Annotated in this window: 24 protein-coding genes and 1 pseudogene; 8 read left to right on the forward strand and 17 right to left on the reverse strand. The window is 62.7% G+C overall.

The window, feature by feature from the left end:
* Nucleotides 1-171: 171 nt before the first annotated feature.
* A complete protein-coding gene (locus AAHM40_RS15885; RefSeq protein WP_342245503.1) occupies nucleotides 172-1,131 on the reverse strand; it encodes a FecR family protein in 960 nt (319 codons plus the stop codon).
* An 83-nt stretch (nucleotides 1,132-1,214) separates the two neighbouring features.
* Nucleotides 1,215-1,706 carry a sigma-70 family RNA polymerase sigma factor gene (locus AAHM40_RS15890; RefSeq protein ID WP_137821520.1) on the reverse strand — a complete coding sequence of 164 codons (492 nt, stop codon included), beginning with the start codon at nucleotides 1,704-1,706 and terminating at the stop codon, nucleotides 1,215-1,217.
* A 190-nt stretch (nucleotides 1,707-1,896) separates the two neighbouring features.
* Here AAHM40_RS15890 and AAHM40_RS15895 point away from each other — a divergent pair, with 190 nt between their 5' ends.
* Nucleotides 1,897-2,463 carry a COG3904 family protein gene (locus AAHM40_RS15895; protein ID WP_137821449.1) on the forward strand — a complete coding sequence of 189 codons (567 nt, stop codon included), beginning with the start codon at nucleotides 1,897-1,899 and terminating at the stop codon, nucleotides 2,461-2,463.
* A gap of 410 nt (nucleotides 2,464-2,873) precedes the next feature.
* Here the strand turns inward: AAHM40_RS15895 and AAHM40_RS15900 are convergent, their stop codons facing one another.
* Together AAHM40_RS15900 and AAHM40_RS15905 are read right to left on the reverse strand one after the other, a co-directional pair.
* A complete protein-coding gene (locus tag AAHM40_RS15900; RefSeq protein WP_342245504.1) occupies nucleotides 2,874-3,029 on the reverse strand; it encodes a hypothetical protein in 156 nt (51 codons plus the stop codon).
* A gap of 72 nt (nucleotides 3,030-3,101) precedes the next feature.
* On the reverse strand, nucleotides 3,102-4,538 hold the full coding sequence (locus AAHM40_RS15905) for an HD domain-containing phosphohydrolase (protein ID WP_446731577.1): 1,437 nt from the start codon (nucleotides 4,536-4,538) through the stop codon (nucleotides 3,102-3,104).
* A gap of 118 nt (nucleotides 4,539-4,656) precedes the next feature.
* Between AAHM40_RS15905 and AAHM40_RS15910 the strand changes: the two genes are divergently transcribed.
* Nucleotides 4,657-5,418, forward strand: coding sequence for an alpha/beta hydrolase (locus AAHM40_RS15910; RefSeq protein ID WP_342245505.1), 762 nt, complete (start codon nucleotides 4,657-4,659; stop codon nucleotides 5,416-5,418).
* Between the two features lie 363 nt (nucleotides 5,419-5,781).
* Here the strand turns inward: AAHM40_RS15910 and AAHM40_RS15915 are convergent, their stop codons facing one another.
* From AAHM40_RS15915 to salA, 3 genes are all read right to left on the reverse strand, one after another.
* Complete coding sequence (locus AAHM40_RS15915) at nucleotides 5,782-7,062, reverse strand: OprD family porin (protein ID WP_342245506.1); 1,281 nt, start codon at nucleotides 7,060-7,062, stop codon at nucleotides 5,782-5,784.
* Nucleotides 7,063-7,199: 137 nt separating this feature from the next.
* On the reverse strand, nucleotides 7,200-8,546 hold the full coding sequence (locus AAHM40_RS15920; protein ID WP_342245507.1) for an MFS transporter: 1,347 nt from the start codon (nucleotides 8,544-8,546) through the stop codon (nucleotides 7,200-7,202).
* Between the two features lie 73 nt (nucleotides 8,547-8,619).
* On the reverse strand, nucleotides 8,620-9,909 hold the full coding sequence (salA, locus tag AAHM40_RS15925; RefSeq protein ID WP_342245508.1) for a salicylate 1-monooxygenase: 1,290 nt from the start codon (nucleotides 9,907-9,909) through the stop codon (nucleotides 8,620-8,622).
* A 139-nt stretch (nucleotides 9,910-10,048) separates the two neighbouring features.
* On the opposite strand from salA, the gene AAHM40_RS15930 reads away from it, so the two are divergent.
* A complete protein-coding gene (locus AAHM40_RS15930) occupies nucleotides 10,049-10,951 on the forward strand; it encodes a LysR family transcriptional regulator (RefSeq protein ID WP_342245509.1) in 903 nt (300 codons plus the stop codon).
* A gap of 96 nt (nucleotides 10,952-11,047) precedes the next feature.
* Here AAHM40_RS15930 and AAHM40_RS15935 read toward each other — a convergent pair whose 3' ends face one another.
* On the reverse strand, nucleotides 11,048-11,266 hold the full coding sequence (locus AAHM40_RS15935) for a hypothetical protein (RefSeq protein WP_342245510.1): 219 nt from the start codon (nucleotides 11,264-11,266) through the stop codon (nucleotides 11,048-11,050).
* Between the two features lie 463 nt (nucleotides 11,267-11,729).
* Between AAHM40_RS15935 and AAHM40_RS15940 the strand changes: the two genes are divergently transcribed.
* From AAHM40_RS15940 to AAHM40_RS15950, 3 genes are all read left to right on the forward strand, one after another.
* Nucleotides 11,730-12,026: a hypothetical protein gene (locus AAHM40_RS15940; RefSeq protein ID WP_342245511.1), complete on the forward strand. Its 297-nt coding sequence runs from the start codon at nucleotides 11,730-11,732 to the stop codon at nucleotides 12,024-12,026.
* Between the two features lie 162 nt (nucleotides 12,027-12,188).
* Nucleotides 12,189-12,404, forward strand: a complete 216-nt coding sequence (locus tag AAHM40_RS15945) for a CsbD family protein (protein WP_028629316.1) — start codon at nucleotides 12,189-12,191, stop codon at nucleotides 12,402-12,404.
* A 43-nt stretch (nucleotides 12,405-12,447) separates the two neighbouring features.
* Nucleotides 12,448-12,684: a hypothetical protein gene (locus tag AAHM40_RS15950; protein WP_342245512.1), complete on the forward strand. Its 237-nt coding sequence runs from the start codon at nucleotides 12,448-12,450 to the stop codon at nucleotides 12,682-12,684.
* Nucleotides 12,685-12,783: 99 nt separating this feature from the next.
* On the opposite strand, the gene AAHM40_RS15955 is transcribed toward AAHM40_RS15950, so the two are convergent.
* Nucleotides 12,784-13,512, reverse strand: coding sequence for a Crp/Fnr family transcriptional regulator (locus AAHM40_RS15955; protein ID WP_342245513.1), 729 nt, complete (start codon nucleotides 13,510-13,512; stop codon nucleotides 12,784-12,786).
* Between the two features lie 296 nt (nucleotides 13,513-13,808).
* Between AAHM40_RS15955 and AAHM40_RS15960 the strand changes: the two genes are divergently transcribed.
* Nucleotides 13,809-14,051, forward strand: a complete 243-nt coding sequence (locus AAHM40_RS15960; protein ID WP_342245514.1) for a hypothetical protein — start codon at nucleotides 13,809-13,811, stop codon at nucleotides 14,049-14,051.
* A 303-nt stretch (nucleotides 14,052-14,354) separates the two neighbouring features.
* Here AAHM40_RS15960 and AAHM40_RS15965 read toward each other — a convergent pair whose 3' ends face one another.
* Nucleotides 14,355-14,501, reverse strand: coding sequence for a lmo0937 family membrane protein (locus AAHM40_RS15965; RefSeq protein ID WP_342245515.1), 147 nt, complete (start codon nucleotides 14,499-14,501; stop codon nucleotides 14,355-14,357).
* A gap of 279 nt (nucleotides 14,502-14,780) precedes the next feature.
* Here AAHM40_RS15965 and AAHM40_RS15970 point away from each other — a divergent pair, with 279 nt between their 5' ends.
* Nucleotides 14,781-15,467, forward strand: coding sequence for a Crp/Fnr family transcriptional regulator (locus AAHM40_RS15970; protein WP_342245516.1), 687 nt, complete (start codon nucleotides 14,781-14,783; stop codon nucleotides 15,465-15,467).
* Between the two features lie 380 nt (nucleotides 15,468-15,847).
* Here AAHM40_RS15970 and AAHM40_RS15975 read toward each other — a convergent pair whose 3' ends face one another.
* The 7 genes and pseudogenes from AAHM40_RS15975 to AAHM40_RS16005 all read right to left on the reverse strand — a co-directional run bounded on the left by AAHM40_RS15975 (nucleotide 15,848) and on the right by AAHM40_RS16005 (nucleotide 22,797).
* The gene (locus AAHM40_RS15975) at nucleotides 15,848-17,023 is read right to left on the reverse strand and encodes an MFS transporter (protein WP_342245517.1); all 1,176 of its coding nucleotides are present in this window, start codon (nucleotides 17,021-17,023) and stop codon (nucleotides 15,848-15,850) included.
* 30 nt (nucleotides 17,024-17,053) lie between these two features.
* Entirely contained in the window at nucleotides 17,054-17,425 is a 372-nt protein-coding gene (locus AAHM40_RS15980; RefSeq protein ID WP_342245518.1) for an ethanolamine utilization protein EutQ, read from the reverse strand.
* Nucleotides 17,422-18,750: an NAD(P)/FAD-dependent oxidoreductase gene (locus AAHM40_RS15985; RefSeq protein ID WP_342245519.1), complete on the reverse strand. Its 1,329-nt coding sequence runs from the start codon at nucleotides 18,748-18,750 to the stop codon at nucleotides 17,422-17,424. Before AAHM40_RS15985 ends, AAHM40_RS15980 begins: the two co-directional genes overlap by 4 nt.
* Before the next feature lie 10 nt (nucleotides 18,751-18,760).
* Nucleotides 18,761-19,993 carry an FAD-dependent oxidoreductase gene (locus AAHM40_RS15990; RefSeq protein WP_342245579.1) on the reverse strand — a complete coding sequence of 411 codons (1,233 nt, stop codon included), beginning with the start codon at nucleotides 19,991-19,993 and terminating at the stop codon, nucleotides 18,761-18,763.
* A pseudogene (locus tag AAHM40_RS15995) lies at nucleotides 19,982-20,143 on the reverse strand (rubredoxin); the annotation flags it as partial. The gene AAHM40_RS15990 and the pseudogene AAHM40_RS15995, both read right to left, overlap by 12 nt.
* Nucleotides 20,144-20,159: 16 nt before the next feature.
* Complete coding sequence (locus AAHM40_RS16000) at nucleotides 20,160-21,605, reverse strand: aldehyde dehydrogenase family protein (RefSeq protein WP_342245520.1); 1,446 nt, start codon at nucleotides 21,603-21,605, stop codon at nucleotides 20,160-20,162.
* A gap of 10 nt (nucleotides 21,606-21,615) precedes the next feature.
* Nucleotides 21,616-22,797: an aromatic ring-hydroxylating oxygenase subunit alpha gene (locus AAHM40_RS16005; protein ID WP_342245521.1), complete on the reverse strand. Its 1,182-nt coding sequence runs from the start codon at nucleotides 22,795-22,797 to the stop codon at nucleotides 21,616-21,618.
* Between the last annotated feature and the right edge of the window lie 310 nt (nucleotides 22,798-23,107).

Here is a 23,107-nt window from a genome sequence, read left to right on the forward strand (position 1 = left end):
TGTCGGAGCTGGCTTCCCAGCGAAACGAGGCGATTCGCTGGCAAGCCAGCTCCTACGGGCAATGCAGCTGCTTGCAGCACGTCAAGCGGACATAGCCAAAGAAAGCGCCCAGCCATGCGCTGGGCGTGAAGAGTCGGACGAGAAGACGAACGAGACGAAAAAAACCTGAATCTAAAACGGAATAATTTCGTTTGAGCCGTCAGCAAGGGTTCTGACCTTGACCGGCAGGATGCGCGGCAAGGCCGTCAGCAAGGCATTGGTATCGTCTGAGCGGAACACGCTGGAGACGCGCAGGCTCTCCACTTCCGGGGCAACGCGCAGCGGTTTCTCCCGGTAGCGGGACACCTCTGCCGCGACCTCGGCCAAGGGCACATCGTTGAAAATCAGCTTGCCCTCGCGCCAGGCAGTGATGGCATGAACGTCGATGCGCTGCACCGGTCCGACGCTGCCGTCTGCCCTTACCCGAACGCCATCTCCGGCCAGCAACGGCCGACTTGCCGCACCCTGCCCGCCTGCCACCAGCACCTGCCCCGACGCGACTGCCACGCGCATCTCCTGAGCGTCATGACGGACGTTGAAGCGGGTACCGGTGACCGTCACGCGGCCAGGCCCGGCTTCCACCACAAAGGGCCGCGCCTTGTCCGGGGTCACGCTGAACATCGCCTCGCCGGCATCCAGCCGCACCAGGCGGCGGTCGTCACCGTCGAGGACGGTGACGCGGGTCCGGCCATTGAGGTCGAGCGTCGAACCATCCGCCAGCGTGACCTGGCGGCGCTCGCCAAGCTGGGTGACAAAGGTGTCACCGCGCAGAGAAAAGGGATCGAACAGGTAGGTCGCCCCACCCGCCAGCACCACACTGGCTGCAGCCGCCAGCGCGCCCTGCAGGAAACGCCGGCGCGACGCTACCGGCAAGGCTCGAACCTCCGCCGCGCAGAGCGCGCGCAGGCGTTGCTCGGGGATCAGGTCGGCAGCGCTCCACATCTGCTCGAGCAACCGGTACTCCTCACGGTGCAACGCATCCGCCTGCAGCCAGGCTTCGAAGCGGCAGCGCTCCTCGGCGCTCTGCTCGGGGTCGCGATTGCGGCTGAACCAGTGGGCAGCCTCGTCTCGTACATTGCAGGCGTGCGTCATCGTTGCGCCGTCCAGGTGGCGGGAATCAGGCTGCGGTCGTTGTCCATGGATCGGGTCTTGGTGCCCTGTCTGGTAGGTCCGGCTCATGAAGCGCTCAAGTCCAGGCGCTCACGCAAATGGCGAAGGGTGCGGATCATATATCGCTCCACCATATTCTTGGATAACCCCAGGCGCTCGGCAATTTCCGCCTGGCTCAGCCCTTCCAGCTTCTGCCAGATGAAAACCTGCCGGCAGTTCACGGGCAACTCGGCTAGCACCTTCTCGATGGAATCCGCAAGCTGCACGGCGTGCATATAGGCCTCGGGGTCGTTCCTCCCCTCCTCGTCCTGCCCGGCCATGTCCAGTTCAAGCTGGGCGCGGCGCTCCTCACGGCGGAACTGATCCACCGCGATGTTGCGCGTGGTCTGGTGCAGGTAGGCGCGGGGTTGCTGGACGTTGCCCTGGTCGGTTTCCAGGACGCGCACAAAGGCGTCGTGGGCCAGATCCTCGGCGCGATGGCGATTTCTCAACCGGCGCGTCCACGTGCCGATGAGTTCTTCATAGTGTTCGAAGAAGCCATGATTGCGCTGAGGCATCTGGGGATAGGAAGGGTCGGAAATCGAAAGGCGCGAATGATAATAGCTTGCAAGTATTCCCGCAATTTCCCCTTCCCCGCTTCCAGTCGCCAGCCGACGAAACCACCTTGTCTGCCCATATGGAGCCCATGCACCTTTGCAGGTATCTTCTCCAGCCGTCGCCAACCGCCCCACAGGAAGTGCCTGTTCCATGAGCCGTACCACCCTCCAGGCCGCTGTCTTCTGTCTTGCCGCCCTCTGTTCGGCTGCCACCTTTGCCAAGGTGGAAGTCCAGCCCGTCCAGCACACCAAGGCGGGCCGGATTCTCGCCGTGCAGATTTCCGAAGACATTGCCCCCGGTGACTACGAAGCACTGATGAAAGGATTGCGTGCCAACGCCGGCAAGTTCGACCGCAAGCTGGTGTTGCTGGACAACATCGGCGGCAGCGTGACCGAAGCCATCCGCATGGGCCGCCTGCTGCGGGAAACCGGCTTCGATGTGATGGTCCCTACCGACGGCGTGTGCCAGGGCAGCTGCGTCTACCTCCTGGCCGCCGGCCGCAACAAGACCGTGCGTGGCTACGTCGGCCTGCATCGCCCCTACTTCCCCCACGGCGACTCCGCGCAGGTTGCCCCCGTCGGCAGCCGCTACAGCCCCACCGCGTACCTCAGGGAAATGAACGTCCCCCTGAGCCTGCTGGACGAGATGAACAGCATCGAGCCAACGCGCATGCGGGTGCTGACGAAGGATGAGCTGGCGAAGTACCGGTTGAACTGACGGCGGCCACCCTACGGGGCTGCTGCGTGGACTTGCCTATGCCCCCTATAAGGTGGCATCGCGGATGCAGCTAGCCAGATCGTAGCCCGGATGAAATCCGGGAGCGGCAATCGGACTTTCCCCGGATTTCATCCGGGCTACTGACTGCGTGGACTTGCCTATGACCCCTATAAGGTGGCATCGCGGATGCAGCTAGCCAGATCGTAGCCCGGATGAAATCCGGGAGCGGCGATCGGACTTTCCCCGGATTTCATCCGGGCTACTGACTGCGTGGACTTGCCTATGACCGCTATAAGGTGGCATCGCGGATGCAGCTAGCCAGATCGTAGCCCGGATGAAATCCGGGAGCGGCAATCGGACTTTCCCCGGATTTCATCCGGGCTACTGACTGTTCGCGAGCAAGCTCGCTCCTACAGACATTCCGACTTCATCCTGCAAATGACGACCCAGTCCACCAGGGCATCGGCAAGGAACAGGCCCAGGCCTACCAGCACGGCGGGCAGCAAGGTTGGACTGGCGGTCCAGCCGATGCAGGCCACCGTGATGATGTCGTTGGGAATAGTCATGTAAGCCCCTTGTGCGTTGACGATGGGAGGTGTCGGGGCCACTCTGGAACAGGCGACTCGCGGGCGGACTGCTCAGATCAACCCAAGCGTCAGCGCCTTCAGCGTCGCCGCGGCGCGAGTCGAGCAATTCAGCTTGCGGAATACGTTCTCGACATGGGTTCGCACCGTGCTCGGGCTGATGCCGAGATCGCGCGCCACTTCCTTGTTACTCGCACCCGTGCTGATGCGCCGGAGTATCTCTGTCTCCCGCTCCGACAAGGTGCCGCTGGCAGTCTTGCACAAGGCCGCCGAGCGCTCTCCACGGGCGGCGGCAATCACCGCCTGGCATGCCCTCGGATCGAAACGCCCCTGCCCCGCTTCAGTCTCCAGCAACCGTGCGGCCTCGCCGTCGCTGAATGCCGGCCGCCATGGACGTTCGGCCCGCAAGGCCTGCCAGGCCAGCGCCGCAGCCAGCAGGCGGTGGTCAGACTGCAAGGCGTCACCACTGAAGGCGCGGAAGTAGCCACTGCCATCCAGCCGTTCATAGGCATGAGCGGCCAGTTGACCGGGGACGGTCAGTCCACCGATATGACCGCACGCGCGCAAGGTCCAGTACGGCACCAGCCGCACCTGTTCCTGGTCGCCAGCAAGCAGCGGCCCCGGCGTGTTCCAGATTCGGTTAGGCACCGCCGCGCGGCCGATGCCGTGGATGAGCGCGGCGCGTCCCAACTGCTCGACGCTACCCGACGGCAGCCCCCACAGCCTGGCGGCTTCGCGCACCAGATCAGCTGCCTGGCGTGAATAGCCGGTAAGCCAGGGCAGCTTGAGGTCGATCACGTCACCCACCAACGTCAGCGGGACCTGTGCGTCGCCGCCCATTGCACTTGGCGGGAAATCTTCGGGCAGATGCAGGGCCTCCAGCCAGTCGGCTGCATTGCGCACCAGTTCGGCGGCCAAGGATGCCGGGTAGCGGCGGTCGCCCTGGGAAGCGATCCACTCCAGCGCCGAGTCCAGGCCATGAACCCGGGAGAGAATTTCCAGGTCGCCCGCCAGCACCACCAGATACACCACCTCCGGCACGTCGGGATGGCGCAGACCAAGCGGATTGCCCAGGCCATCGAACTGCTCGAACACGTGGCGCAACCCCAGCTCGACATCGGCGTTCAAGCCCAGCGTGCGGGCGATATCACCGGACACCTCGCAATGCACTTCGGCCAGGGGCGCGGACTTGCGCATGGCGCGAAGCCCGGACGGCCCCAACGTCTGGCTGAGCATCGCACGGCGACCGCCGACATCATCCCCCAGCAGGTGCATGAAGCCCTCGGCGTTAGCCGTGCAGCCTGACCAGCGCAGCAGCGCCACCTGACGCGCAACGTCGGCCCATCCATCGTCGCCACCACAGGACTGCGCCAGGAGGCCGGCGAGGCGTGCGGTACGTCGGGATTGGTCGATGGGCTGGCCCATGCTCAGATCCCCCACCATCGCCAGGGCCAGGATGGCGTCGCCCAGTACAACGCAGTCGGTGTCCATCAGGTTGCTCTCCACGGATTCGCTCGCATTCTCGCCGACCTGCCTCGGATAAACGACCGATACCGGCACACTCGGGCAATCCCGACACTAGGCACTCCCAAGCACAGGAGATCCCACCATGTCCAAACCCAAGACCCTCGCCCTGGCACTCGCCATGACGACTTCCCTCTTCACCCTCGGCAGTCAGGCCGCCACGGCGACCCCCTCGGTCGTGATCGTCCACGGCGCTTTTGCCGACGGCTCCGACTGGGCCAAGGTAGTGCCACTGCTGCAAGCCGAAGGCATCAGGGTAACCGTGGTGCAGAACCCGTTGACCTCGCTGGCCGACGATGTGGCCGCCACCCAACGCGTGCTGAACAACCAGGAAGGCGACGTGGTGCTGGTTGGGCACTCCTGGGGCGGCACGGTGATCAGCCAGGCCGGTGCCGACAAAAAAGTGCGTAGCCTGGTCTATGTCGCGGCCTTCGCGCCCAACGCCGGGCAGAACACCAAGGAGCTCTACAACGGCTACCCGTCGCCGCGCGGGGTGAGCCAGATCGCGCCCGACAAGAACGGTTTCCTCTATCTGACGCCGCAAGGCATGGCCACCGACTTCGCCCAGGACGTATCGCGCGAGCAGGCCGCCGTGATGGCCGCCACCCAGGGGCCGATCCGCGCGGCAGCGTTCGAAGAGAAGACCAGCATCGCCGCCTGGAAAGGCAAGCAGAACTGGTACGTTGTGGCCGGTCAGGACCATATGATCCAGCCGGACCTGCAGCGTGACTTCGCCAGGAAGATTGGCGCCAGCGTCACCGAACTCGACTCCAGCCACGTTCCGCAGCAGTCACGCCCGGATGAGGTGGCCAAGGTGATCATCAAGGCCGTGCAGAGCACCCATTGACCTGGATGCGACACGGCCGCACCTGAGGCGCGACCGTGTCGCAGTGGCCTGTCACGCTCAGGTGATGTCGTGGAGCGTGACAATCAAGGCCCCCGAGTTGTAGCCGTAGAGTCCCGTTACATCATTGGTGCACAGCAACAGCCGACCGGGCGGCCGCTCCGACCAGACGCGGTCACTCGTGCCGAGCAGGCGCCATGCGGATACCCCATCCCGACCATTCACCCGGACCAACAGCGCCATCCAGGGCGCATCAGGTCGACGATCAGTCGAGTGGTTGCACAGTGGTGCGGGGTCAAGCCCGGCAGAGATACGAGCGACCTCCCTTTCGATCGCGTCTTCCCGAAGCAGATGACCACGCGGCGCTCAGAACACCGCAAGGGTGTAGCTGAGGATCAGCCGGTTCTCGTCAATGTCGGTGCGGTAGTTGGAGCGCGCCGTAACATTGCGCACACGTACCGAGACGTTCTTCAGGGGGCCGCTCTGTACGGTGTAGCCGATGTCCAGGTCGCGTTCCGAATCCTTGCCCTCGAAGCTGCCGGTTTCGACATTGTCACCGCGGATGTAGCGCACGCCGGCAATCAGACCAGGAACCCCGAGGGCAGCGAAGTCGTAGTCGTAGCGCACCTGCCAGGAGCGTTCCTCGGGCGAGGCGAACTCGTAGGTGGGCACCTCGTTACCCAGCGGAGAGACAGTGACGAATGTCCGTGGGAAGCCCTGGTCGCCGAACATTGCCTGGTAGCCCAGGTAGAAGGTATGGCCGCCGCGTCGGGCAGACAGCAGCGAGTAGAACGCGCGGTTATCGATCTCGCCGATCCGCTCCTGGCCATCCTCCGTGGAGTCGAAGTAGCCAAGGTTCGCGCCCAGTGTCCACCGGCCCAGGGGCTCGCTGTGTTTCAGGCCGAGGAAACGCTGGTTGTAGAGGTCTTCCAGTTGGCCGTACCAGGCACTCAGGGTGGTCCGGTTCTGATTGAAGGCGTAGTCGCCGCCGGCATAGTTGAAGCGATCGGAGGTCATCAGACGGGCCCGGGCATCTCGCCGAGGGGCGAAACCCACGATGGCGCCGATTGCTTCGTCGCCTGCCTCGCTACGGATGCTGGTGGAACGCAGCTGGCCGGCCTGCAGCGTCAGCCCGGTGATCTCCGCGGTGCTGATGGCCACGCCCTGGTAGGTGTTGGGCAGCAGGCGGTTGTCGGTCAGGGCCAGCACCGGAACATTGGGTTGCAGCTCACCCAACTTCAGTTCCGTTTTCGAGACCCGCACCTTGGCCGTCAGGCCCAGACGGCTGTAGTCGTCCGGCGCGGTTTCGCCATAGACGCCGGGCAAGAGTCCCGTGCCCGCGCGGTCAGGGCTACTGTCCAGTTTCAGGCCGAGCACGCCGATGGCGTCAACGCCGAAGCCCACCGGCCCGGACGTATAGCCAGACTTCAGGTTGAGGATGAAGCCCTGGGCCCACTCCTCCGCCCTGGACTGCCGGCTCGGGCCGACGATGTCGGAAAAGTCGCGGCTGAAATAGTAGTTGCGCGCGGTAAGGGTGGCCGTGGAGTCGGCGATAAGGCCGCCCTCCTCTGCCTGGGCGCCCAGTGGCAGCGCGATGACGGTGGCAACGGCCAGCAACGGATACGGTTGCTTCTTATTGAAGGTCATGAGGTGTGCTCTTGTTCTTGTTGGGTGCTGGCAGCCCCTGTCACTGCGCCTTGGGCAGGCACAGGCCAGGGGAAGTCATGATTCATGCAGGCAGAGTCCGGCCCGGCTCAGGGGCAGACGCTGTAGTTCGGGCTTGATCAGGCAGAGGTGGACTCAAGCGGCTTCTCAGCCACGCAGCCGGTCGGGTCCGGTCGGTGCCAGAGGAACACCAGGATGGCCGCTGCACCGATCAGGCCGGGCAGTGCAAAAGCCAGGAAGCTCGCCTGGATCGGCAACTGCGCCGCGTGTAGCGCGCCACCCAGCAGCGGGCCGATGATGGCGCCAATGCGGCCAATCCCCATGGCCCAGCCGAGGCCGGTGGAGCGGATGTGCGCCGGGTAGAATTGCACGGCGCAGGCGTTGGCGAGAATCTGCGTACCGATGGTGCAGGCGCCGGCCACGCCGATCAGCAGGTACAGCACCGGCAGCGGCGATTTCAGCGCAAGCAGGCTGAGCGACAGCGCGCCGAGGGTGAAGAAAGCGAACAGCACACGACCCAAGCCGATGCGGTCACCCAGCCAACCGCCACCAATGGCCCCGAAAATGGCGCCGAAGTTCAGCACCAGCAGGAACGCCAGGCTGGAGTTGAGCCCGTAACCGGCCGAGTTCATCAACTTGGGTAGCCAGGAACTCAGGGCGTATACCATCAACAGGCAGCAGAAGAAGGCCGCCCAGAGCATTAGCGTGTTCAGCGAACGTCCGTCGTGGAAGAGCTGGGAGATGGCCACCTTACCGGCCTGTCCCTTGGCCAGGATGAGCTGGTCACCGACGTTCGGACGGTACTCGGGCACGGCCTGCGCCAGCAGGGCCTGGGCACGATCGAACTGCCCCTGGCGCACCAGGAAGTTGAGCGATTCCGGCAGCTGGCGCACCAGCAGCGGCAGCACCACGAGCGGAACCACGGCAACGAAGAAAACCGACGGCCAGCCCCAGCTGGGCATCAGCAGCATGCCCAGCCCTGCGGACAGCATGCCGCCCACCGAGTAGCCGCTGAACATGATGGCAACCAGGGTGCTGCGAATTTTCCTGGGGGCGTATTCGTTCATCAGCGCCACGACGTTGGGCATGACGCCACCGATGCCGAGCCCGGCAATGAAGCGACAGATCGCGAACTCTTCCGGCGTGCGCGCAAAGCCGTTGATCACGGTGAAACCGCTGAACAGGACCACGCACGTCATGATCGTTTTGCGCCGTCCGATGCGGTCGGACAGCGGGCCGAAGAACAGCGCGCCAAACATCATTCCCACCAGCGCACAGCTACCGAGCATCCCGGCCTGGAGCGCGGTCAGGTTCCAGGTCTGCATCAGTGCGGGCAGCACCACGCCGTAGATGACCAGGTCATAGCCGTCGAAGATGATGATCAGCGCGCACCAGAACAGCACGCGTGCATGGAAGGCATTGAAGCGGGCCCCGTCGAGCAGGGCGGAAACGTCGATAGTACGCATGGCATGGCTCTTCTTGTCATTGTTATAGAGCCGGGGCCAGCATCGAGGCCGACCCCGGTGGAACGCGGCGGAATCAGGCGCAGTTGCTCAGCGTCTCCCACCCCAGGCGTGCGCGGGCTTCGGCCACGTCGCCGTCCAGGTCATGGTTCCACAACCAGTCGAAGCGGCTGGCGAGGGTAGCGCCCAGGGATTGCTCGTTGTCCCCGATAGTCGGGTCGCGTAGCTCGTACAGCTCGCCCGCTTCCCAGGAAGTGCGTTGTACGCGGCAGGCGCGAGGACGGCGCAAGGCGTCGTAGGCCGCCAGCAACTCGCCGAGGTTGCCCTGGCTCACTTGCGGGTCGCCCAGCAAGCGAGCCAGGAAGTAGGCGTCTTCCAGGCCCTGCCCGGCGCCGGCGCCTTGGTGCGGCAGCATGGCGTGAGCCGCATCGCCAATCAGCGCCACGCGGCGGTGCACATAGCCGGGCAGCTCGGCCAGGTCGTGCAACGCCCAGTGCGTTGGCGCCGGGATGCATTCCAGCAGGATGCGCGCGGCATCGCCCCAGCCGGAAAAGGCTTCGAGCATCTCGCGCTGGCTGGCCTCGCGTACCCAGGGGGCATCCTGGGGCCAGGTTGGCGTGGGATTGCTGCGGTCGGAAACGAAGGCCACCACGTTGATGATGCGGCCCTGCTTCACCGGGAAGGTCAGGATGTGGCCGTCGAGGCCAAGGTACATCTGCGGTACGTCTATCAGATGTTCGTCGACACCGGCGGCGCGATAGGCCTCACGCAGGCGCAGGCTGTCGATCAGGCCACGGTAGGCGCAGGTGCCGCTGAAACGCGGCGCGGCCGGCGCGGTGCCAATGCCATCCAGCACATGGCTGCGGATGGCAGACTTGATGCCGTCGGCGGCGATCAGCAGGTCGCCCTGGTACTCGCTGCCATCGGTGAACAGCACGCGGGCCTCCTGGCCCTGCTGCTCCACACGGACGGCGCGCTTGTTGAACCGGGCCACACCCTCAGGCAGCCGACTCGCGAGCACATCAAGGAAGTCCGCACGGTGTACCGAAGACTGCCCGACACCCTGGGCCACGCTGGCGCCGATGTAGCCTGCGTCGGTGCTGCGACGCCACTCGAACCACACGTCCTGCCAGGGCTCCGGGGTGCGGTCGGCGACCTGCCCGTAAGGCTCGGCCAATCCCAGGCCGGCGATGGCCCGGACGGCGTTGGCGCCGAAGGAAACGCCCGCGCCCACTTCACCGAAGGCCGGAGCGGACTCGAACAGTTGAACGTCGAGATGGGAGTGGCGGCACAGATCCAGTGCCAGGGCGACGCCGGAGATACCGCCGCCGATGATGCCGACGCGCAAGGCAGGCTTCTTGCTCATGTTCGTACCCGTGATGGTGTTGTTGTTGGAGTGGAACCATCATGGCGAACCCGGGAATATTGATAAATGCACCGACCCGCATACAGACTATTACGACTGTGAATATTCCTCTCGACCCTCCCGCACCGCGAGACGCCCCATGGACCTGCGTGACCTCGACCTGAACCTGCTGGTGGTTTTCAACCAGTTGCTGATCGACCGACGCGTTTCGACAGCCGCTGACAACCTGGGGCTGACCCAGCCAGCCGTCAGCAACGCACTCAAGCGCCTGCGTACCACCTTGCAGGACGATCTCTTCGTCCGCACCTACCAGGGCATGGAGCCCACCCCCTATGCGGCGCAACTGGCCGAGCCGGTGTCACTGGCCATTCATACCCTGCGCGAGGCGCTGAGCCGGCAGGACAGCTTTGACCCGCTGACCTGCGAGCGTACTTTCACCATTGCCATGACCGACATCGGAGAAATCTATTTCACCCCGCGCCTGATGGACGCCCTCGCCCGCCTGGCACCGAAATGCCGTATCAGCACCGTGCGCAACACCTCGGTGACCCTGATCGAGGCGCTGCAGAACGGCACTGTCGATCTCGCCGTAGGGCTGCTACCCCACCTGCAAGCAGGCTTCTTCACGCGTCGACTGTTCCACCATCGTTACGTGTGCATGTGCCGCAAGGACCATCCGGTCAATCGCCAGCCGCTGACCCTGGAACGCTTCTGTGCCTACGGCCATGTGCGCGTGGTCGCGGCCACGACCGGGCATGGCGAAGTGGATGCCCACATGGCCCGCATCGGGATCGAGCGGGACATCCGCCTCGAAGTCCCTCACTTCGTCGCCGTCGGCCACATCCTCCAGCGAACCGACCTGCTCGCCACCGTGCCCGAGCGCTTCGCCGAATCCTGCGTCGAACCCTTCGGCCTGGTCGCCCTGCCCCACCCGGTACAACTACCGGAGATCGACATCAACCTGTTCTGGCATGCGAAGTACCACCGGGACTCCGCCAACCGCTGGCTCAGACAGTTGATGTTCGAGCTGTTTTCAGACTGACCACGCGACAGCCGGGCGATCGTACCGCCCCAGTCCAGCGAATGACTTGCAGCCTGTTTGCTCAGAGCCGGGCGGACCCGGTGTGCATGTGCGTCCTCACAGCAAAACTGCTTTTGCCGAAGGCGTCTTCTTGTGTACGGGCGCGATATCAGGCATCGCCTCGGCGACCTCTTCCAGGCCCGGATCCGGGTCGGGGAACGAGTAGCGTTCCGCCCGAGAGTAGGTCGGCAAACGGCGTGTATGTTCGGGGGATTTTGCGGGGTCCGGAGGTGTCTGGATCCTGATCGTTTTGTCGCTACAGCTTGAGATGCTCATGGTGCTCTCGATAAAGCCCGGACTACTGCGGGCCGGTCAGATGAGCATTGCAGCGCGCGCAACCTAGGTCGGTGCGCTACCGCACTCATACACGGTAGAGGACAAGGCTCAAGCCTTGGGCCCCTGATGGGGTGGCGGTTCCTCGCTCTGCGGCAAGCGTGCCGCCTCGTTCGCTTCCTCAGCGCTACGCAACAGCAGCTCGCCAGGCGTTTTCAAGGGGAGCGGACCTGTGGGACGACGTTTGCCGAGTTTTCGACGCAGGTTGGGATCAATGTAGGTGTGCATGACGACCTCAGGGGTGAATGCGATGCAGGATTGCAGTCGCTCGCATCGATCATTGCAGGTAAGGCGAGTCACCTCGGTGCGCCAGCCCACAGAGGGCTAAGTGCCCTAGCGCACCGACTTCGCGCAGCCAGCCTGACAGCATGCTTGCAGCACGCCATTCCGCCTGTGAGGAGCCGACATGACCGCCGAAACCGATAGCCACGCACCTGATACTGTCGATGCCGCTGCGCAGGAACTTGAGAGCCTCGCGCGCATACAACGAACACGCGCCCTCTACCACTTCCTCGACAGGGTCGACGCCATTATCAAGAAACGATGTGCGCTGATGCCGGAACGGCAAGCCGAGGGGAGAATTCCAGGCGAACAGCGCCTGCAGCAGGAGAATCAGCCTCCCCAGTCTTTCGGCTGTGCCATCACCCCACGTGGTGATGACGAACTCATCGACAACACACCTGTCGAGACTCCAAGGCGCTGATCCTCAGCGGTCGGCGGCCCTCCCGGCGACAGCCCGGTTGACCGCGAATCAACAGTGCTATGCGCGATGGCGCACCGACCGAACACCCCGCTCCTGAAATGATGATTGCGATGAGCGCTCGCCCATTCGCGAGTCCCGCCATCCAATGATCGAGGCCAGACAATGAGCAGGGTTCTTGCAGACATCATCAAGGGCAAATGGCGAGAGCTGGTGGGTACCGCCAGGGTCGTCTGGGATGAACTGACAGTGGCCGAGTTGATTGGCTCCGAAGGCGATACCCAGAAGCTGGCCAACCTGATCCAGGAGCGCTACCAGATGACGCATGAAGAAGCCGAGAAGCAAGTGATCAGCTTTTTCGAGAGAAGCCGCACGCTCTGACAGCGAGCTCCGACGCAAGGCCAGTCTGGTAAAGGAGATGACCATGATTACCGCGTATTTTGTCGTGGCGAGAGGCTCCGGCAACATCATCCGGATCACCCGACGCGAAAGCGTGCCAGACGATACCCCCACCGTGATCAACGTGCCGGTGTCGACCGCCAGCCTGATGCGCTACGAGGACTTCCACGCCCACAGCGAGGGCCTGATCAGCCTGCAAAACGTCACTCGGCTGGTCAAGGCCGACAATCCCAAGCAGCAGAATTCTTGCCGGATCTTTTGATCTGCGAGCCGCCCTTCAGCTGCGCCTCGCAGCTCGGCGCGCGACCAATCGCCCAGGGCGAATAAAGCCATGGCAGCAGCTGGATGCAGGGGGAGCGGCTTAGGCGTGCTTGGCGGGCAGTACGTAGGGCAGTAGGCGGTCGGTCTCTTTCTTCACCACCGCATAGCACTCGCAACTCAACGCCTCGAGTCTGGGACGGTCGAGCACGGTGATGTGCCCGCGGCTGTACTCGATCACGCCCAGCTTCTGCAGCTTGCCGGCGGCGTCCGTGACACCTTCGCGGCGCACGCCAAGCATGTTCGCGATCAATTCCTGGGTCATCGTCAGGTGGTTGCTTGGCAGGCGATCCAACGACAACAGCAACCAGCGGCACAACTGCTGGTCGATCGAATGGTGCCGGTTGCAGACCGCCGTTTGTGCCATCTGGGTAATCAAGGCCTGGGTGTAGCGCAGCATCAGAAACAACAGCCCTCCGTGGCGATTGACCTCGGCTTTCAACTGATGCCCGTGCAGCCGGTAAGCGTGGCCGGCACTTTGCACGATGGCTCGGCTCGGGGTGCTTTCCCCCCCCATGAACACCGCCAAGCCAATCACCCCTTCATTACCGACGACCGAGATTTCCGCCGACGAGCCGTTCTCCATCACATAGAGCAGGGAAACGATCGAGTCCGTGGGAAAAAACACATGCCGCAGGGTGTCCCCCGACTCGTACACGACCTTACCGAGCGGCAACGGTACCAGTTCGAGCTGAGGAATCAGGCGTTGCTGAACGTCTTCAGGCAATGCGGCGAGCAGGTGGTTCTGCAACGGCGAAGGCGTGTGCGACATAGGGGTAACCCTTGAACCGAGCACCTGAGAATGCCCAACCCTTTTAAGAATAGAACAACTGGATAACCACGGAGTTGGCCGCCGGACGCAGGGTATCCGGTGAACGGCTTTCCTGCTTTGTGCCCGCAGCCCGGACGCCTGGCCTCACTCTGTTCTTCCGAAGTCGCCCACTGTTGTTTCATGGGGCAACCGACAAGCCCTAACCCTTGGTCCGGTTTACCGACAAAGGCAAGTAATTGATGGCCAGAAGGTAGATAGTGGATGTCTACCCACCTCACCACCAGGCCGAGGTCAGCATGAAACGAAACTTCCCCGCGCACGTTGCATGGAGCGAAGCACGCATGAACGGTGACCACGCCCTGGCATTCGTTGCCGTTAAACCGCACAGCCCGGATACCCAAGCGAGCTTTCATCTGGTCTATGACCGAGCCAACTTTTCCCGACTCTCCGAAGCGCTCACCGCCGCCGAACGTGCAGTGAATAAAATCCTGAGCTTCGACGCACGCGACGCCCCCGTGTTCAGCTCGCCAGAATGCTGATGAACGCCAACCGGGGCATCGGCCCGGGGCGGCACACCCCCTGTCCGCACAGACAACTGAACCTGGTGATGTGGATCGATCAAGACGGCGCGAGAAGTACCTCAGCGCTGCCCTGCCCTCACCTGGCAACCTTAGAGGCCTACGCCGGTTTTATCAGCGCGGCCGTGGTGGACCCTATGGCTGACTCATAGCTGCCGAGGCCACGTTTCCACAGCCCGCACGTGCGGGCTTTTTTCTGAGGCCGAACACAGCAATCAGCTTATCTCGGGACGTTCCAGCAACATTTGACGCAGACAGAGCCGGTCAATCGCGCCGCGCCAGCTTGGGCCGGAACATGACGAGTGCGATCGCCAGGAACAGGAGAATGTGGATGAGCCCCCCGATATAGAAAGACGTGAGCACTCCCAGCGCCCACACAACCAACAAGACGATCACGATCGCTTCGAACATGCTCAATCTCCTTCCTCGGCCCGGCGCAGACCTGCTTCCTTGCAGGTTGCGGCCGAAGTCAAGGAGCGGTCTGTACGGCAACGCACTCAAGGCTAGCCGCTGACCATACCCGCCAGGCACGCGACCTGACAGCGACCTCACTGCAATCAATCCGGCTTGCGTGCCCTACCGAACAGACCACCGCCAGCACGCGGCGCAAGAGTGCAGCATGTGCACCGTCAGCAGACTTCTCGCTCAACCCCACGACGTCCGTGAGCTGCAAGGCAAAAGGAGGCGGTCATGGTGACCAACCGACTGCTCAGCGGCATCCCGGGGCGGGAACGTGACCGGATCCTGAATCGTTGCGAATCGGTAAACCTGGACTTCGGCCGCACGCTTTGCGAGGTAGACCAGCCCTACAGTCACGCCTACTTCCCACTTACCGGTTTCATCTCCCTGGTAGCGAAACTGGACGCCCATCGCCCCCTGGAGATGGGGCTGATCGGTAGCGAGGGCATGCTGGGCGTAACGCTTATGCTGGGCGTTCGCAAGGCGCCGAATCGAGCGGTGGTGCAAGGCGCCGGTAGCGCCTGGCGAATTTCTGCCCCGCACCTTTCACGCGAGCTGGGCGAGTGCCCCGCTCTGCAGCGTCGTATGAACCGCTACCTCTTCGTCTTGATGGCACAGTTGGCGCAAACGGCCGCCTGTACGCATTTCCATCAGATCCAGCCACGACTGGCTCGCTGGTTGCTGATGACCCAGGACCGCGCGCAGGCCGATCATTTCCATCTCACCCATGAGCTTCTTGCCGACATGCTCGGGGTACGCCGCAGCGGCATCACCGTGGCAGCGGGGGCGTTGCAGCAGAAACACCTCATTCACTATACCCGCGGTGAAATCACCATCCTCGATCGCTCCGGGCTCGAGGCGGCTGCGTGCGAATGCTACGGCGCAGTGACAGACTGCTACAGCAGGCTGCTTGGCTGAACGAGGCCCCCTGGCGCCCGATCATACTGCGTACTGGGCGCTTTTGATGAGATTGTTGCGCAGCGCCACTATCACCTCATAGATTCACTCGAACTCATCCGACCCCATACCGGTCGCCTTCCCTGGCAGGCCCTTCTCTCGCAGTTCTCTGCCCTGTCTGGTTAAACTGAGCCGTGCCTTACGCTCGCTTGCGTTGAACACGCCCCATTGCCCCGGCTTCGTGAGGATTGGCGTGAGGTTTTAGCTTCGAGAAACAGCGTTTCTCCCAGTGGCCCAAAGCAACGATGATGATGAACGGCGTTTAGGTGGGCACAGGCAGCTCGAGAACGGGTTTGTACGCTTTCCCAAACCCGCGGTTCAAGGCAGCCGATAGACGCCACCTAGGGTGCAGCCCCTGAGTCGCGTAGCTGAACATGCGGAGCAGAGAGCCTCTGCCTCTCTCTGACCAGGCAAACCACGAGTGCGGTAACACCGATGCAGAAAAAATAGAGTGCTTGAGGGCCGATATGGTCCATGAGCGCTCCAGCAACCAGAGGGCCGATGGTCGCGCCGATGCCGAACGTCATCAACAGCACTCCTGCTACGGAAACACGCAGTTCTGTTTCCAGCTTGTCATTGGCAAGGGCCACACCAAGCGGATACAGACTGAACTGCAGGAAGCCTACGACGGCACCGGCAAACATCACCCAGCCCAACCCGGGGGCATCCAGAAAGGCCAATGGCAGATAGGCGATGGAGAGCAATGCGGCTGTCAGTCGGATCAAGGTGACACGGGAATAACGATCCGACAGTTTTCCAAGGGGAAGCTGGGCTAACAGTCCCGCTGCAATGCTCGCGGCCATGAACTGACCGACCTGCGCAGGCGTGAATCCCAGGTGCGCGGCGAAGATCGGCGTCAAACCGTAAAGGCAGCCGTTCAGCAGTCCCGACGCGAGAATGGTGCCCAACGCCTGGGGCAAGCGGCGGAGATAAAGCATGGGTTGCACCCGCACCTGACTGATGGCGCTGGGCTGCATTCCCCGGTGCATGGCCATGGGCACCACGCCAATAGCAAAAGCGATGGCCACACCGGTCAAAACCGCCGCATCGAGCCCGTTGCCGAGGCTGAGCAGGAGTTGTCCGAGCATCATGCCGACGTAACTGGCCACCATGTAGATCGACAAGGCACCGCCACGGCGGTCGACCGGTGCGCAATCGTTCAACCAGCTCTCGATGACCATCAGCTGACACATCATCGCCGCCCCCACGATGAACCTCAGCGCGAGCCAAAGCGGCAGCCAATCACTCAATTGGTGGCTGAGCACTGCCGTGACGATCACACCAGCGCTCACCACAAAGGCACGGGCATGGGAAACGAGGCTAATCAGCCAGTAACCGATTCGGCCTCCAATCACCATGCCCAGCGCGTTGGCGGCCATCAGGGCGCCACCCCAGAGTTCAGCCGCACCCGCTGCGTTCAGGCGCAAGGCCAGGTAGGTCATCAGCAAGCTTGAGCCCAGCTGCATCAGCAGCGTTGCAGCGTAGATCGTTCCGAACGCCTTGGTGAGTGCGAACACGTTGAGCCCTGGATGAGTTGTGGTGGGAAATCAGGCAAGCCCGTGGCGCTGCTTCCAGTCACCGGGATGCACGACATAGCCGAACAGCGCATGGCCGCCATAGATGAGCTCGGTCCCTTCCGGAATCCAGAGGAGCTGGCCGGGCTCCACCCGATAGAGTTCACCGTTGGCCTTGAGCTCGAAACAGCCTTCGATGACGAAGATCACTTCGTCATACAGCAACGTCCAGGCAACCTCCGCGCCCTCCCAGCGGGCAAAGCCGATCCCAAGATTTGGAGATACCTCGTTGCTGATTGCCCGGGCCACACCGGCACCTCCGGGAGGCCCGCCGCGATGGGTGAAGGTCAGGTCCCGGTGATCGACAAGAAGCACCGGCCCTTTACCACGTGGAGCTGTCGTCATATCTCGCTCCTGCTGTTCCAGGCCGCCCAGCGAATGCGTGTCTTGACCCCCAGGCCGAGGAACGGCTCCGGCGGATTGAGCGAAGGCATGCCCGTCACTGCCTGGATATCGCGCAGCTGACTGGAATCGGCACCTACCACCCTGTCCGCCAACAGCGCCCCAGAGATGGTGCCCCAGGCTGCGCCAACGCCGTTATCGCAAGCTGTTGCGTAAACGCCCTCGCTCAATTGGCCGAAGAAGTTGGTGAAGTTGCGCGATATCGCATAGGTTCCGCCCCAGGTATGGGTGAAGGGAACATGGGCAAGTTGCGGGTAGCGGGCGAGAAACGCTTTTCGATGGTCGTCGCGAATTTGAAAGCGCGTCTTCTCATCGACACTGCGGCCATATCGCGGCACGTGCTTGTAGGTATTGCGAATGATGAGGCGACCATCCTGGGTCATTCGCACCGTGGTACCTGCATGGTCGGCTGGTGTCAGGCCCCAGTCGAGAGACGCGCCGATGGCTTCCAGCTCGGCGCTCTCCAGCGGACGAGTCCAACTGGCAAAGGTCATCACGGGAAGCAGGCGATTACGCAAGTAACCGAACTCTTGGGTGAAAATGCTGGTGCCCAGCAGTAGCCGTGGGGTGCGGATGATCCCCTGGCTGCCATGCAATACCCAACGTCCCTGCGCATCCTGCTCCAATCGCTGGATGGGCGACTCTTCGAGAATCTCGACGTTCTCTGGCAAGGAAGCGCCCAGCCCGCGCACCAGTGCCGCCGGCTGCATCAGGTAGCAGCCCGGTGTGAAGATGGCGCGGCTGTAATAGCCGGTGCCGAGTACAGCCGATAGCTCCTCTCGCTCAACCCGTCGATAGGGTTCGCCGAGGTCCGCCATCAACTTCTCGAAATGATCGAGGTACGCCAATCCACGCTCGCCTACAGCGCCCTGATACTTGCCGGCATGGGACCACTGGCATTCGATGCGATGTTGACCAATCAGCGATTCCAGCTGATCGATCGCCGCCCGATTGAGTCCCAGTAGACGCTGCTTATGCTGCGGGTCCGGATGTTCCAGGGCGAACTTGTGCGGCAAATCGATGACGAAACCGGAGTTGCGGCCTGACGCGCCGTACCCGATACGTTGCGCGTCGACGAGCAGGATGCGGGCTTGCGGCAGGTGCTCAGCCAGGCGTCGCGCCGCCGAGAGCCCTGCGAAGCCCGCGCCGATCACTACATAGTCGGCCTTCTGCTCACCAACCAAGTGCGTGCAGGGAAGAGGTTCGGGCAGCGCGGCATACCACCCACAGCTGCGGTCATCATTGGGCAGGTTGACAATACTGTTCATGGTCAGGCCCTCAGGCCACGTTTTGTTGGATGTCCTGGCAGCTCTGCAGCCAGGTATTGCGTTTCGACTGCGCCTGCCGTCCGAGAAGGACGAAGCCACGCATGGCACCGGCCGCGTCATGGAAGGCTGCACTCAGTCCGTCCGCCGTTGCTTCGCAGCGCCACTGCCCCTCGCAATCGACAGGTGGCGGCAGCAGGCAAAGCGGTGCCGCCGGCGTCTTCACCGTCACTGGCGCCAGGGGATAGCTGACGAGGCTCGGCTGTCCCAGCAGGGTCTTGGCCAGGGCGCGTATGCCTTCGTTGATCGGTGCGAGATAGGGCAACAGTTGCCCGTTGATCTCAATGCAGTCACCCAGCGCATAGATGCCCGGCTGCGAGGTTTGCAGATGTTCGTCGACCTTGATGCCACGCCCGCACGCCAGGCCTGCCTCAAGCGCCAGTTCCAGATTGGGCCGCAAGCCGACGGCGGACAGCACGAGGTCCGCCTCGAAGCGTTGGCCGTCGGCCAGGGATAGCTGATAGCCATCGGAATCCTGCTCGATGCGCTGCAAAGTCGTGCGCAAATTCCATTGCACACCCAGTGCGGACAACGCTTCCTGCAACTGCAGCCCGGCGGATTCCGGTAACAAGCGCTCCATCGGCCAGGCCCCCAGGCCAATCACGCGCACCTGGTAACCGCTGCTCGCCAGGTCATTGGCGAACTCGCAGCCGATGAGCCCATCGCCGAGGATCGCAACGCGACGCACGCCTGCCAGCCTTGCACGGAACCTCTGGTAGTCCTGGAGGTTGTTCACGCTTAGCAGCGCGTCGGCACAGCCCTCTATAGGCAACCGCACCGGCGAGGCCCCGCTGGCCAGCACGAGCTTTCCATACTCCATTTCGCCAAGGCTGGTGTGCAAACGGCGCGCCTGGGTATCGATTCGCTCGACCCGGCAGTGGCTGTAGATACGGATACCCAGTCGCCGCTCCAGCGCCAAGGGGCTTTCCGTCGCAAGCGCCTCGGCGCTGCGCCCTTGCGCCAAAGCGATGGACAGCGCCGGCTTGGAGTAGATGTGCCCGGTTTCCTGGGTGAGCACACGAATGTCCAGTTGCGGGTTGGCCTTGCGCAGCTCCTGGGCCAGGCCGTAACCGGCATGCCCGCTGCCAATGATGACCACCGGCTGGGCCGGTACAACTGCGGCAAGGGGCTTAATCACGGCCGATGGGGTCGCCACCGCGGCCACGGGCTCGCTGATTTCGATCATTTCGAAGTCGGACTTGCCCACCTTGCAGTCGGGGCAGAGCCAGTCCTCGGGGACGTCCTCCCAGCGGGTACCGGGGGCGATGCCGTCGTCCGGCCAGCCCTGAGCCTCGTCATAGATCAGGCCACAGATAATGCAGAGCCATTTTTTCATCGCCGCATATCCCCCTTCATTCGCCCTTGATGCGCAAGGCCAGGTTCTTGGTCCGTACGTAGCTGTAGAGGGCCTCCTGGCCTTTCTCCCGGCCGAAGCCGGAAAGTCCCACTCCGCCGAATGGCGTCTCGATCCCGCCGGCATACCATTCGTTGATGAATACCTGTCCGGCACGCAGGCGACGCGCACAACGCAAGGCCCGGTTGAGATCCTGGGTGAAGACACCGGCGACCAATCCGAACTCGGTGCCATTGGCGATGGCGATGGCCTCCTCCTCGGTATCGAAGGGAATTACCGCGAGTACCGGCCCGAACACTTCGTCACGGGCAATTTCCATATCCGGGGTAACGTCGCGGAACACCGTAGGCGCCATGTAGTGCCCGCGCATTCCGCTGATTGCCGCGCCGCCGGTTGCGAGCACTGCGCCCTGTTCCACGGCACGTCGGCACATGGCCTCGATGCCTTCGAGCTGGCCGGCGGAAATCACCGGCGTCAGATCTGGATTGTCCTGACCGAGGCCGACGCTCAAGCCTTCGGCCATGGCGGCCACCTCGGTGACTACCTCGTCGTACACGGAGCGGTGTACGAGCAGCCGCGACATGGCCGAGCAGACCTGGCCTGCGTTGAAAAAGATGCCGCTCTTGACGCTGGCGAGCAGTTGCTCGCGATCAGCATCGGGGAACACCAGCGCAGCGGACTTGCCACCCAGCTCCATGACGCTAGGTATGGCGTGCTCTGCCGCCACACGCAGAATGCTCTGGCCCGTGGGGACAGAACCGGTGAAGACGATCTGGTCGACATCGCCGTGCCCGGCCATGTAGGCCCCTACTTCCCGGCCGCGGCCGCAGATGAGGTTGACCGCGCCACGCGGAAGTCCGGCACGATCGATGGCGTGTAGCAGGACGCAGAGCCCCAATGGGGAAAGCTCCGGCGACTTGATCACTACCGCGTTGCCTGCAGCCAAGGCCGGCGCCAGCGACCTGGCACAAATGGAAACCGGGAAGTTCCACGGCACGATCTGCAGCGACACACCCATCGGATCGTAGACAGTGAAGTCCATGTAACCATTGCCGAGGGGAATCGACGTCCCCTCGATCTTGTCTGCCATACCGGCGTAGTACTCGAAATAACGCGCCGCCTCGACGAACTCGTCGCGGGCATCACGTAGGCTCTTGCCGTTCTCCTGGCAAAGCACCCAGGCGCCCTCCTCGGCCACTGCGCGGATCTGTGCGGCGATTTCCAGCATCCAGGCAACTCGTTGGGCAGGCCGCGCGCGGGTCAGCTCGCCGCTGTCCGCACAGCGACGCGCTGCCTGGATAGCGCGCTCCGCGTCGCCAATACTCGCTTGGGCGACAGTGGCCACCAATCCGGTCGTCCCGGGATTGTTCACGGCGATGCGCTGCTCATTGTCGGTCCACTGACCGTCGATGAAGTTCAGCCAATGTGAGGCGATCGAATGCATGGCGGCCACCTCAAGCGTTCTGTGCGCAATCAAGCAGCTGGCGCGCAGCCCACTTGTGGAAGTAGTGGGTCGGCAGATCCATCTCCGGCGAGAACGCGCCACCGTTGTAGCCGGGGGAGTTTCGACCTTTCTGCATGCCCTCTACCGATGCGATGTCTTCGGCGAACACCACACGCCAGGACTGCATGACAGCATTGCGCGCCGCTTCGAAATGGCCATCCAGTGCCTCATCGCCCACATAGAAGAGACGCAGGTGCTCGACGGTCTTACCCGGTGCAATCGGCTCCAGCATCATCGCGAAGGCATGGTCGGCCTGTATGCCCAGCAGGACGTTGGGAAAGAAGGCGACGTACTCGGCGGTGCGCAGGCGGTCCTTGGGCCAGGACGGGAAGATCGGCAGGTGCGTGCCAGCAACATCGGAGAGGTTGTAGGCGTGGCTACCCTGGCCGGCGAACTGATCGAACATGATGTTGTAGTGATCTTCGAGACGGGAATAGCTGTTCAGACTCGGGTGTACCCACGGCAGGTGATACGCCTCGCAGTAGTTCTCTACCGCCAGCTTCCAGTTGCAGTTGACCTCGATGCTCATGGCGCCGCTGTTGGCTTCGCGTCGCATCAGCCCCATGCCATCAGCACCGAGGAACTGCGTCCAGCGCTCGGTCAGCGGCTTGAGTTGCTCTTCCAGGGCCTGAGCATCGCCAGACAGATTGACGAAGACCATATCCATCCAGACCGTACTGCGCAGAGCCTTCAAGCCATGTTTCTCGCAGGCAAAACGGTCGTCCTTATGCTGATTGATGCCGCCCACATGCGGCGTTCCCTTCAAGCCACCGTTCAGGTCATAGGTCCAGGAGTGATAGGGGCAACGAATCACGCCCTGGACCTCGCCGGCCTCCTGTACCAACTTCACGCCGCGATGGCTGCAGACGTTGTGAAATACCTGAACCAGGCCTTCGCGGTTGCGCATCAGCAGCAGCGGCAGGCCCATGAAGTCCACCGGTTTGACATAGCTGTTCTTCGGCAGATCGCTTGCAAAGCCAATGCAGGCCCAGTTGCGCCCGAGCACCAGGTCGCGCTCCAGTTCGAAGTAACGGTGGTCGGTATAAAACTCGTTCGTCAGTCCATGGGCTTCATGGATGGGAGCCAGGACAGCTTCCAGGGCATGAGTGGGGATGATCTGGGATGCAGTCATTGTTCTTCTCTCTCTTGTTCTGTTCGCAAGGACGGTATGCACGGCTAGCTCGGCCTGGTGCTTGGCGCCGAGTTTCGACAGAGAGAGAAACGCCGACAAACGATTTTATTCAGCAATATTTATTAGTTTTTATCATTAATTATTTTCTATTTCCCGAGAACCAGAGAGCAGCTCGAAATCCACGCTAATTGAACTTTAGTGCCAACACATTAATGCGCTTTGGTAATGAATTGATGATGAGAAATGAGTTGTCGCAAGTTCTACCTTGACCCATTTTGTCGGCACACCAGTGGCCGAACGGCCCATGGTG

The sequence above is a fragment of the Pseudomonas sp. OTU5201 genome (assembly GCF_038440135.1).
In the GTDB taxonomy this organism is placed as follows: domain Bacteria; phylum Pseudomonadota; class Gammaproteobacteria; order Pseudomonadales; family Pseudomonadaceae; genus Metapseudomonas; species Metapseudomonas resinovorans.

Bases quoted from the DNA above. Each gene is read 5' to 3' on its own strand.
- AAHM40_RS15955 (WP_342245513.1), bottom strand. From the start codon at position 13,512: ATGTCGCACACGCCTTCGCCGTTGCAGAACCACCTGCTCGCCGCATTG.
- AAHM40_RS15920 (WP_342245507.1), bottom strand. From the start codon at position 8,546: ATGCGTACTATCGACGTTTCCGCCCTGCTCGACGGGGCCCGCTTCAAT.
- AAHM40_RS15895 (WP_137821449.1), top strand. From the start codon at position 1,897: ATGAGCCGTACCACCCTCCAGGCCGCTGTCTTCTGTCTTGCCGCCCTC.
- AAHM40_RS15915 (WP_342245506.1), bottom strand. From the start codon at position 7,062: ATGACCTTCAATAAGAAGCAACCGTATCCGTTGCTGGCCGTTGCCACC.
- AAHM40_RS15980 (WP_342245518.1), bottom strand. From the start codon at position 17,425: ATGACGACAGCTCCACGTGGTAAAGGGCCGGTGCTTCTTGTCGATCAC.
- AAHM40_RS15965 (WP_342245515.1), bottom strand. From the start codon at position 14,501: ATGTTCGAAGCGATCGTGATCGTCTTGTTGGTTGTGTGGGCGCTGGGA.
- AAHM40_RS15885 (WP_342245503.1), bottom strand. From the start codon at position 1,131: ATGACGCACGCCTGCAATGTACGAGACGAGGCTGCCCACTGGTTCAGC.
- AAHM40_RS15960 (WP_342245514.1), top strand. From the start codon at position 13,809: ATGAAACGAAACTTCCCCGCGCACGTTGCATGGAGCGAAGCACGCATG.
- AAHM40_RS15950 (WP_342245512.1), top strand. From the start codon at position 12,448: ATGATTACCGCGTATTTTGTCGTGGCGAGAGGCTCCGGCAACATCATC.
- AAHM40_RS15990 (WP_342245579.1), bottom strand. From the start codon at position 19,993: ATGATCGAAATCAGCGAGCCCGTGGCCGCGGTGGCGACCCCATCGGCC.
- AAHM40_RS15945 (WP_028629316.1), top strand. From the start codon at position 12,189: ATGAGCAGGGTTCTTGCAGACATCATCAAGGGCAAATGGCGAGAGCTG.
- salA (WP_342245508.1), bottom strand. From the start codon at position 9,909: ATGAGCAAGAAGCCTGCCTTGCGCGTCGGCATCATCGGCGGCGGTATC.
- AAHM40_RS15890 (WP_137821520.1), bottom strand. From the start codon at position 1,706: ATGCCTCAGCGCAATCATGGCTTCTTCGAACACTATGAAGAACTCATC.
- AAHM40_RS15905 (WP_446731577.1), bottom strand. From the start codon at position 4,538: ATGGACACCGACTGCGTTGTACTGGGCGACGCCATCCTGGCCCTGGCG.
- AAHM40_RS15930 (WP_342245509.1), top strand. From the start codon at position 10,049: ATGGACCTGCGTGACCTCGACCTGAACCTGCTGGTGGTTTTCAACCAG.
- AAHM40_RS15985 (WP_342245519.1), bottom strand. From the start codon at position 18,750: ATGAACAGTATTGTCAACCTGCCCAATGATGACCGCAGCTGTGGGTGG.
- AAHM40_RS15910 (WP_342245505.1), top strand. From the start codon at position 4,657: ATGTCCAAACCCAAGACCCTCGCCCTGGCACTCGCCATGACGACTTCC.
- AAHM40_RS16000 (WP_342245520.1), bottom strand. From the start codon at position 21,605: ATGCATTCGATCGCCTCACATTGGCTGAACTTCATCGACGGTCAGTGG.
- AAHM40_RS15935 (WP_342245510.1), bottom strand. From the start codon at position 11,266: ATGAGCATCTCAAGCTGTAGCGACAAAACGATCAGGATCCAGACACCT.
- AAHM40_RS15940 (WP_342245511.1), top strand. From the start codon at position 11,730: ATGACCGCCGAAACCGATAGCCACGCACCTGATACTGTCGATGCCGCT.
- AAHM40_RS15900 (WP_342245504.1), bottom strand. From the start codon at position 3,029: ATGACTATTCCCAACGACATCATCACGGTGGCCTGCATCGGCTGGACC.
- AAHM40_RS15970 (WP_342245516.1), top strand. From the start codon at position 14,781: ATGGTGACCAACCGACTGCTCAGCGGCATCCCGGGGCGGGAACGTGAC.
- AAHM40_RS16005 (WP_342245521.1), bottom strand. From the start codon at position 22,797: ATGACTGCATCCCAGATCATCCCCACTCATGCCCTGGAAGCTGTCCTG.